Below are 7,066 nucleotides of genomic sequence, written 5' to 3'. Positions count from 1 at the left end.
AAGGCGCGACCGTGATCACGACTTTGTCCTGATTCTCGGGGTGCAATGAATCGTCGAGGAATTGCATGTGTGGCTCCTGTGAGAAAGGGCGCTGATCGGTTCGCCGTGCAGGCACGCGTAGCGATCGCTAAAGGGCATGCTCGCATCCTATTGCGCAGGCGTTTCACGCGCCCCTCTCGCGATGAGAGGGGATACTGGAGGGGAACCCTGAAGGGAGCATCAATAACTTCAGACGATTGTCGATCGAACGCGAGCGATCGCGGCGCTGGAAAAAGGAGCGATCAGATGAACGCCTTTGCCAGGACGATTGCCGCCGGAAGCGTACGCGCTCTTGTGCTGTTTCTGACTGTGTTCGCGCTGGCCGGAGCGTGCCCGGACCTGTTCGGCCAGGAAACGGGCAATGCGGCGGACAGCAACGCCACGCGCCTGCGCGACAAGTACGAAAGCCTGAAACCGCAGTTGAGCCACAACCCGTTTCACCGGGAGCTGTACCTCGAGTCGGCGGAAACGGACTCCTCGCTCAAGGGCGACATTTACGCCGTGGTCGACTATCCGTTCGCCACTGTGAAGGATGCGCTCGCTGATCCGTCGCAGGGCCCGGCCAACTGGTGCGACGTGCTGATCCTGCACTTGAACGTCAAGTACTGCCGGCCATCGACGGGCGGCGGCACGCAGCTCATCGTGAACGTGGGCAGGAAGGTCGAAGAAAAACTCTCCTCGACCTACCGCGTGCAATTCAACTATCGCTCGGCCGCGGCGAGCGCCGGATACTTCCAGGTCGATCTGGATGCCGATACCGGACCGATGAGCACGAAGGATTACCGCATCGTGCTGGAGGCCACGCCGGTCGGGTCCGGGCGCACGTTCCTGCATCTGACGTATTCGTACGGATACGGCATGGCGGGCCGCCTTGCGATGAAAACCTATCTGTCCACCATAGGCAGCGACAAGGTGGGTTTCACCACCGCGCGGGACCCGTCGAACGGACAATCCGAGTACATCGGCGGCGTCAGGGGACTCGTGGAGCGCAATACGATGCGCTATTACCTGGCGATCGACGCCTATTTGCAGGCCTTGTCGAGCCCGCCCGGAAAGCGCCTCGATCAGCGCCTCGCCACCTGGTTCGACGCGACGGAAAAATACCCGCGCCAGTTGCACGAAGTCGATCGCGATGCGTATCTGACGATGAAGCGCAACGAATATCGGCGGCAGCAGAATCCTGAATGACGTTCTCCGCTGAACTGCTGGTTTTCCCCATCCCTCTCGCCGCGAGAGGGTGTCAGTTCGTAACCTTTAGCTAACCTTGATCGAGTGATAGGGCGCGTGCTCGTACTACGCAGTGCCCGACTTGAGAGACAAGGATATCTAATGAAAGCGAGAATGACTGGCGTCGCGGCGCTGATCGGTTTGTCGTCGGCCGCAGCGCATGCGCAATCCGCGGTGACGCTCTACGGGGTCGTCGATTCCGGGCTGCTTTATCAGAGCACCGCGGCGGCGTCGTTCGCACCGAACGCGCCCAATCTCGGCAAGGTGTACCGCTTCAAGGATGGCGGCATCTATTCGAGCGGCTGGGGGATCAAGGGCACCGAGGATATCGGTGGCGGCTATCACGTCAACTTCAAGCTGCAAAGCTCGTTCGATAGCGGCACGGGCAGGTTCGGCCTGAGCGACACGCCGGGCGTTGCCGCGCAATTCAATCAGTACGCGACGCTGGGCGTTTCAGGGCCGTTCGGCAGGATCGACGCAGGCCGTCAGATCGTGCCGATGATATGGGCGATGTACGACACGGACGTGCGCGGCGCGCAATACTTCGGCAGCATCCTGACTGCATGGCTCGGCATGAACCAGGCAGCGGGCTGGCCCGGCACGAGCACGAATGGCGCGATCGGCGCGCTGTATGACAGTAATGCGATCGTCTACGAGTCGCCGAAGTTCTACGGCGCGTCGCTCGCGCTGGAATACGCGCCGGGCGGCGTCCCCGGACACTTTCAGGGCGGCACGCGCGAATCGGCCGTCCTCAAGTATTCGAACTACGGCCTGAACCTCGCCGCGGCGTACTACAACGGCCATGACGCCAATCCGTTTCCCCCGACGTATCCCGCCACTCCCGCGATTCCCGCGACAGGGCAAAGCAACAACCGATTTCTCTACCTCGGCGCCCAGTACACGTTTTATGGTTTCTCGGTGTCCGGCTCATACGGTCATGGCAAGAACCCAGCGAACAGCAGCCGTGCCGATATCGATATGTATGCAGCTGGCCTTGGCTATCGATTCACGCCCGCTTTGAAGGTGACATCCGGTTTCTACTACCTGAAGGACAACAACAACGCCAGCAATCATTCGAGCGAGTTCGCCGTGGGCGCCGAATACAGCGTGTCCAAGCGCACGTTGGGGTATGTGCAGGTCGGTCACGTCGACAACCACGGCACGATGAATCAGACCATCGTGTATGGACAGCCCGTCGCGCCGGGCGCTTCGACCACGGCCGCGATGATCGGCGTGCGGCATAACTTCTGACACCGCCCCGCACCAACTACTTTTCTTGCCGAGGTTGACATGAACATTCTGTTTCCGCACGTCGACAGCATTTACATAGGGGAAGGTCCCATCTATTTCGATGCAATCGTGGATGGCGTCACGGTCAACTGTGTTCTGACGGAGCATGCGCTGGCTGCTGCCGCCGGCATCGATCACGTCATTTCCCGGCGCGCGGCGTTCGCATTCGGAGAGCCCGCGATCAGGGAAGTCGTGGCTCGCCGGGCGAAGGAATCGGCGTTGGGGCCGGTTGTCATTACGCGAGCCGAATTTCGCGTTTAAAGCCAGCAAAGTCAGCTCTCGCGCCCGGTCCATTCGATGGCCCCGGGCGCTTAGCATTCCGGACGAACTCAGATTGCGACGTCGGTCGTCACACGCACCGTGCCTTCCATCAGCACGCGCGCGCTCCGGCTCATGATGGCCTTCCTGACCTGCCATTCGCCATTCGACTCGACGGCCTCCGCGCCCACGCGCAACGTGCCCGACGGATGACCGAAACGCACCGACTCGCGCGCGCCGCCGCCCGCCGCGAGATTGACCAGCGTGCCCGGAATCGCCGCCGCCGTCCCGATCGCGACCGCGGCCGTTCCCATCATCGCGTGATGCAGCTTGCCCATCGACATCGCGCGCACTAGCACGTCGACATCGTCCGCGCCGATGCGCTTGCCGCTCGACGCGACATATTCGGCCGGCCGCGCCACGAACGCGATCTTCGGCGTGTGCTGACGTTTGACGATTTCATCGAGGCTCTTGATCAGCCCCATGCGCAGCGCGCCATATGCGCGGATGGTTTCGAAGCGCTTCAGGGCCGCGTCGTCCCCGTTGATCGCGTCCTGAAGCTCGGTGCCCTTGTAGCCGATGGCGTCGGCGTTCAGGAAGATCGTCGGGATGCCTGCGTTGATCATCGTCGCCTTGAAGGTGCCGATGCCGGGGACTTCGAGATCGTCGACGATATTGCCCGTCGGGAACATCGAGCCTTCCGCGCCTTCTTCCTCGGCGGCGGGATCGAGAAATTCGAGCTGCACTTCGGCGGCGGGGAACGTCACGCCGTCCAGCTCGAAGTCGCCGGTTTCCTGCACGGCGCCGCTCGTCATCGGCACATGCGCGATGATCGTCTTGCCGATATTCGCCTGCCAGATGCGAACGATCGCGATGCCGTTGTCCGGCACGCGTTCAGGATCGACGAGGCCGCCCGAGATGGCGAACGGCCCGACCGCCGCCGACAGATTGCCGCAATTGCCGGTCCAGTCGACAAAGGGCTTGTCGATGGCGACCTGGCCGAACAGGTAGTCGACGTCGTGACCGGGCCGCGTGCTCTTCGAAACGATGACCGTCTTGCTCGTGCTCGACGTCGCGCCGCCCATGCCGTCGATCTGCTTGCCGTACGGGTCCGGGCTGCCGATGACACGCAAAAAGAGCGCGTCGCGCGCCGGGCCGGGCACGCGCGCGGCTTCGGGCAAATCGTTCAGCCGAAAGAAAACGCCCTTGCTGGTGCCGCCGCGCATGTAGGTCGCGGCGATCTTGATCTGAGGTGCGTGTGCCATGTGATTCCTTTGTTAGAGAGGGCAGCGTGCGATATCAGGCCGCCGCCTTCGACGACTCCAGGAAGTCCTGCGCGAAGCGTTGCAGCACGCCGCCGGCTTCGTAGATCGACACTTCTTCGGCCGTGTCGAGACGGCATGTCACGGGCACTTCGACACGCTCGCCGTTCCTGCGATGAATCACGAGCGTGAGATCCGCGCGCGGCTTGCGCTCGCCGATCACGTCGTATGTCTCGGTGCCGTCGATGCCGAACGTCTGCCGGTTCGCGCCCGCCTTGAATTCGAGCGGCAGCACGCCCATGCCGATCAGGTTCGTGCGATGAATGCGCTCGAACCCTTCCGCGACGATCGCCTCGACGCCCGCGAGCCTCACGCCCTTGGCGGCCCAGTCGCGCGACGAGCCTTGCCCATAATCCGCGCCCGCGACGATGATGAGCGGCTGCTTGCGCTCCATGTAGGTTTCGATCGCCTCCCACATGCGCGTGACCTTGCCTTCCGGTTCGATGCGCGCGAGCGAGCCGTTCTTCACCTGACCATCTACGAGCGCCATTTCGTTGATGAGCGTCGGATTCGCGAAGGTCGCGCGCTGCGCCGTCAGATGGTCGCCGCGGTGTGTCGCGTACGAATTGAAGTCTTCCTCGGGCAAGCCCATCTTCGCGAGATATTCGCCCGCCGCGCTGTTCGCGAGAATCGCGTTGGACGGCGAGAGGTGATCGGTCGTGATGTTGTCGCCGAGGACCGCGAGCGGGCGCATGCCCTTGAGCGTGCGTTCGCCCGCGAGCGCGCCTTCCCAGTACGGCGGGCGGCGAATGTAGGTGCTTTGCGCGCGCCAGTCGTAGAGCGGGCTGATGGTTTCGCCGCTCGCCGGCGTCAACGCGAACATCGGTTCATAGACCTTGCGGAACTGCTCGGGCTTCACGCTTTGTTTGACGATGACGTCGATCTCTTCATCGCTCGGCCAGATGTCTTTCAGATAGACAGGCTGGCCGTTCTTGCCGATGCCGAGCGCATCGCGTTCGATATCGAAGCGGATCGTGCCCGCGATCGCATACGCGACGACGAGCGGCGGCGACGCGAGAAACGCCTGCTTCGCATACGGATGAATGCGGCCGTCGAAGTTGCGGTTTCCCGAGAGCACGGCGGTCGCGTACAGATCGCGATCGATGATTTCCTGCTGGATCGCGGGATCGAGCGCGCCGGACATGCCGTTGCACGTCGTGCATGCGAACGCGACGATGCCGAAGCCGAGCTGTTCGAGATCGGGCAGCAGATTGGCTTCCTGCAGATACAGTTCGACCGCTTTCGAACCCGGCGCCAGCGACGACTTCACCCACGGCTTGCGCGTGAGGCCTTGCGCATTCGCATTGCGCGCGAGCAGCGCCGCCGCGATCACGTTGCGCGGATTGCTCGTGTTCGTGCAGCTCGTGATGGCCGCGATGATCACCGCGCCATCCGGCATCTGCCCGGGCGTGTCTTCCCATTTGCCTGCGATGCCGCGCGTCGCCAGTTCCGAGACCGGCAGACGCTTGTGCGGATTCGACGGCCCGGCCATGTTGCGCACGACCGTCGACAGATCGAAATGCAGCACGCGTTCGTATTCGGCGCGTTCGAGCGAATCGGCCCACAGGCCAGTGGTTTTCGCGTAATGCTCGACGAGGCTCACTTGCTTGTCGTCGCGGCCGGTGAGCCGCAGATACTCGATGGTCTGTTCGTCGATATAGAACATCGCGGCGGTCGCGCCGTATTCGGGCGCCATGTTCGAGATCGTCGCGCGGTCGCCGAGCGTGAGGCTCGATGCGCCTTCGCCGTAGAACTCCAGATACGCGCCGACCACCTTTTCCTTGCGCAGGAATTCGGTCAGCGCGAGCACGATATCGGTCGCCGTGATGCCCGGCTGACGCTTGCCGGAGAGCTCCACGCCGACGATATCCGGCAGGCGCATCCACGACGCGCGGCCCAGCATGACGTTCTCGGCTTCGAGCCCGCCGACGCCGATCGCGATCACGCCGAGCGCATCGACATGCGGCGTATGACTGTCGGTGCCGACGAGCGTATCCGGATACGCGATGCCATCGACCGCATGAATCACGGGCGACATGCGCTCCAGATTGATCTGATGCATGATCCCGTTGCCCGGCGGAATCACCTCGACATTCCTGAACGCCTTCTTGGTCCAGTTGATGAAATCGAAGCGATCTTCGTTGCGCCGGTCTTCGATCGCGCGGTTCTTGGCGAACGCGTCCGGGTCGAAGCCGCCGCATTCCACCGCGAGCGAATGATCGACGATGAGCTGCACGGGCACCACGGGGTTCACTTTCGCGGGATCGCCGCCTTGGTCCGCGATGGCGTCGCGCAGGCCGGCGAGATCGACCAGCGCCGTCTGCCCGAGGATGTCGTGACAGACGACGCGCGCGGGGAACCACGGGAAATCGCGCTCCCGCTTCCTTTCGACGAGCTGTGCGAGCGACGCATCGAGCATCGCCGGATCGCAGCGCCGCACGAGATTTTCCGCGAGCACGCGCGAGGTGTAAGGCAGCGTGTCATAGGCGCCGGGCGCGATGGCTTCGACGGCTGCGCGCGCATCGAAGTAATCGAGTGAGGAGCCGGGCAGGGGTTTGCGGTTTGCAGTATTCATCGCGGTGTCTCGGTCATGGCATGGTCTTTCGGGTGCCATGCCCAAGGTATTGTGGGGGAATCCCCTTGGGTTCGAAAGTCGGGCTATTCGGATGCCGCCGGCCTTTCCGTCCGAGCCAAGAGTATGACTCGTATCGGTGATGACCGGCTTTGCATGGCCTGCCGCTGAGACAGGCTCGTAGCTTGAAAAAAGGGCCCGTCGCCGGGTGCGGCAGCGGGGCCCAGCGCCCTCACGTATCTCGCGTATCAGGCACGCCTGGCCAGCGGGACGAACTCGAGATTCTCCGGTCCGGTGTAATTCGCGCTCGGCCGAATGATCTTGTTGTCGATGCGTTGCTCGATGATGTGCGCGGCCC

Annotated in this window: 5 protein-coding genes; 3 read left to right on the top strand and 2 right to left on the bottom strand. The window is 63.0% G+C overall.

Going from position 1 to position 7,066, the window contains the following annotated elements; all coding sequences use genetic code 11:
• Positions 1-285 precede the first annotated feature (285 nt).
• The 3 genes from AWB75_RS35725 (at position 286) to AWB75_RS35715 (ending at position 2,817) form a co-directional block, all read left to right on the top strand.
• A complete protein-coding gene (locus tag AWB75_RS35725; RefSeq protein ID WP_061128645.1) occupies positions 286-1,227 on the top strand; it encodes a hypothetical protein in 942 nt (313 codons plus the stop codon).
• A 141-nt stretch (positions 1,228-1,368) separates the two neighbouring features.
• Positions 1,369-2,517, top strand: a complete 1,149-nt coding sequence (locus AWB75_RS35720; RefSeq protein ID WP_061128644.1) for a porin — start codon at positions 1,369-1,371, stop codon at positions 2,515-2,517.
• Positions 2,518-2,556: 39 nt separating this feature from the next.
• Positions 2,557-2,817, top strand: coding sequence for a hypothetical protein (locus AWB75_RS35715; protein ID WP_061128643.1), 261 nt, complete (start codon positions 2,557-2,559; stop codon positions 2,815-2,817).
• A gap of 68 nt (positions 2,818-2,885) precedes the next feature.
• On the opposite strand, the gene prpF is transcribed toward AWB75_RS35715, so the two are convergent.
• Both prpF and acnD read right to left on the bottom strand, forming a co-directional pair.
• On the bottom strand, positions 2,886-4,079 hold the full coding sequence (gene prpF, locus AWB75_RS35710) for a 2-methylaconitate cis-trans isomerase PrpF (protein WP_061128642.1): 1,194 nt from the start codon (positions 4,077-4,079) through the stop codon (positions 2,886-2,888).
• A gap of 34 nt (positions 4,080-4,113) precedes the next feature.
• Positions 4,114-6,711, bottom strand: coding sequence for a Fe/S-dependent 2-methylisocitrate dehydratase AcnD (gene acnD, locus AWB75_RS35705; RefSeq protein ID WP_061128641.1), 2,598 nt, complete (start codon positions 6,709-6,711; stop codon positions 4,114-4,116).
• Between the last annotated feature and the right edge of the window lie 355 nt (positions 6,712-7,066).

Origin of the sequence: Caballeronia catudaia, from assembly GCF_001544755.2 — a bacterium.
Taxonomy (GTDB): Bacteria; Pseudomonadota; Gammaproteobacteria; order Burkholderiales; family Burkholderiaceae; genus Caballeronia; species Caballeronia catudaia.
Note: the sequence above shows the minus strand (reverse complement) of the source record. Positions and strands in the feature narration are given on the sequence as shown.

Coding starts and splice junctions, on each gene's coding strand:
- AWB75_RS35725 (WP_061128645.1), top strand. CDS start 286: ATGAACGCCTTTGCCAGGACGATTGCCGCCGGAAGCGTACGCGCTCTT.
- AWB75_RS35715 (WP_061128643.1), top strand. CDS start 2,557: ATGAACATTCTGTTTCCGCACGTCGACAGCATTTACATAGGGGAAGGT.
- AWB75_RS35720 (WP_061128644.1), top strand. CDS start 1,369: ATGAAAGCGAGAATGACTGGCGTCGCGGCGCTGATCGGTTTGTCGTCG.
- acnD (WP_061128641.1), bottom strand. CDS start 6,711: ATGAATACTGCAAACCGCAAACCCCTGCCCGGCTCCTCACTCGATTAC.
- prpF (WP_061128642.1), bottom strand. CDS start 4,079: ATGGCACACGCACCTCAGATCAAGATCGCCGCGACCTACATGCGCGGC.